Origin of the sequence: Burkholderia sp. E168m23 (assembly GCF_016586125.1) — a bacterium.
GTDB lineage: Bacteria > Pseudomonadota > Gammaproteobacteria > Burkholderiales > Burkholderiaceae > Burkholderia > Burkholderia orbicola.
In genome coordinates this window covers 1-1,852 of record NZ_BCPP01001174.1, presented here as the reverse complement: position 1 = coordinate 1,852, position 1,852 = coordinate 1, and the positions used below count along the sequence as shown (strand labels likewise).

Here is a 1,852-nt window from a genome sequence, read left to right as displayed (position 1 = left end):
TTTTAGAGATTGACAAACAGTGATAAATGAAGGGATTGGAAAGTTAAAGAATGGTTAATGAGCCGTGTTTTGATGTACTGGGGAAGAATGAATTTGAAAGCTGTAAGAATGTGTCGTGTCGGGTTTGATTTTTTCTTGAGCGCTCTTTGTTTTCATATAAAAATCAAGAACTTACATTGGTTTTGTGCGCCAGGTTACACATCGGGATGCTCCAAAAGTAAGACAAATGAAATAGCAAACGTTTGCGAGCGACCAAATTCTTTCATGATTGTAATGTCTATTGGTGTGTTGGTTGATAATGCATTTTCCATATTATTAACCTGTTAATAAATTTTCTTTTGTTGAGTTTGTTTTTCTATTTATGGATTATCAATTAATTGAATTTATCTGATGCGGGGAGCGTTGGATTATGCTGATTTGCGCATCTTGTCCGGCGCGGGCGCCCGTGTGACGGGCGTTCCGGGCCGCCCAGCTGCACGAAGTTGTAAAAAAGTGCTACAGGGCGAAAAATGAAACGGTCCGCGTCAATTTATCGGATTCGTCCTATTGACGATTGCGCTGGCATCGGTATCAAGGGGGAATCGGCACGCATGCGGGAAGCTGAGCGGACGCGCTCGCGGCGGGGATTTCAGGGGATGCCGACAGGTCGTCAAAGACCGCGGGTCGGTGTCGAACCGGAGGCGGTCGAAATGTCAGATCCGGGGTGCGGCAATTTGTCAGTCATGCCGAGGACGGCGCGACGTGTCGAAGAAAAATAGGGATTGATCGAATGTATCGGACGCGCCACAGTCGGCCCACGGGCGTGGACCGAACCGGGCGCTTGCCGCCTGACCCGCGGCAAGCGCCCGACTTCACTTCTTCAGAAACCGCAGCGCGAACCGCGCCATCCGCGGCACGAACATCGGGCGCAGCAGGCGCTTGTCGTAACCGGCCATCCGCCGGTCGTTCTCCACGAGACACAGCTCGATCAGCTCGCGCGGGTTCAGCGCATCGCCGATGTCGGCGGTGCCGGTCGCCGGGAAATTCGCGTCACGGGCTGCGCCGTCGGCATCGATGCCGCGCGCGATGCTCATGCGGTCGCGGATCAGTTGCACCCACACGGCCGCCACCCGTGCGAAGAACCACGGCCGGCGCCACCACGGCATCGTGCGCCAGTACCACGCGTACCAGTTCACGAAGAACAGGATGTGGCGGCCTTCTTCCTGGATCACGGGCTCGAAGGTCTCGACCAGCTCAGGCGGGAAATAGCCGGAGCGCTGCGCGGAGCGGAACAGGCCGAACGCGAAAAAGCTGTCGATGCATTCGCTGAAGCCCGTCATCATCCACGACCATTCGGGATCGGTCGGCGCCGGGTAGGCCGGCTCGGGCGCGAGCCGGATGCCGTACGCCTCGACCAGCTTCGACAGCACGACCTTGTGGCGGGCTTCCTCGCCGCCGTCCATTTCGAGCGCGCGGCGCAGCAGCGGATCGTCGACCGTCGCGGCGTAGGTAGCCACGCGGATCGACGCGCGGCCTTCGGTTTGCACGGCGATGTCCCAGATCGGCAGCGACGTGAGCCGTCTGAGTTCGGCCGGCTGGAGCGCCGGCCAGTCGATCACGGCCGGCTTGTACGGGTTGTGTGTGTCGAGCAGCATCCGACAGAACATCTGCTTGTGCGCGTCGGAACCGATCCGGACGGGACCTTGCCTCTCGAAGGTCCAGTTGCGCATCGCGTGATCTGCGGCTGCATGCTCTTCCTGCAGCGTGTCGGTCATGGCTATTGTTATGCGATTACGGATCGAAAGATTCTTGCACAGCTTCCGTCATCGCGTATTTTCGAGCGGCCATGTGCACGTGTCGTTTGTCGCTAAAG

General features: G+C 57.4%; 1 protein-coding gene. It reads right to left on the bottom strand.

The features are described 5' to 3' along the window. Positions 1–851: 851 nt before the first annotated feature. Complete coding sequence (locus JMF90_RS35335) at positions 852–1,754, bottom strand: hypothetical protein (RefSeq protein WP_012339443.1); 903 nt, start codon at positions 1,752–1,754, stop codon at positions 852–854. Between the last annotated feature and the right edge of the window lie 98 nt (positions 1,755–1,852).

What these genes read in the sequence shown, in the direction of transcription:
- JMF90_RS35335 (WP_012339443.1), bottom strand. Translation starts at nt 1,754, where the DNA reads ATGACCGACACGCTGCAGGAAGAGCATGCAGCCGCAGATCACGCGATG.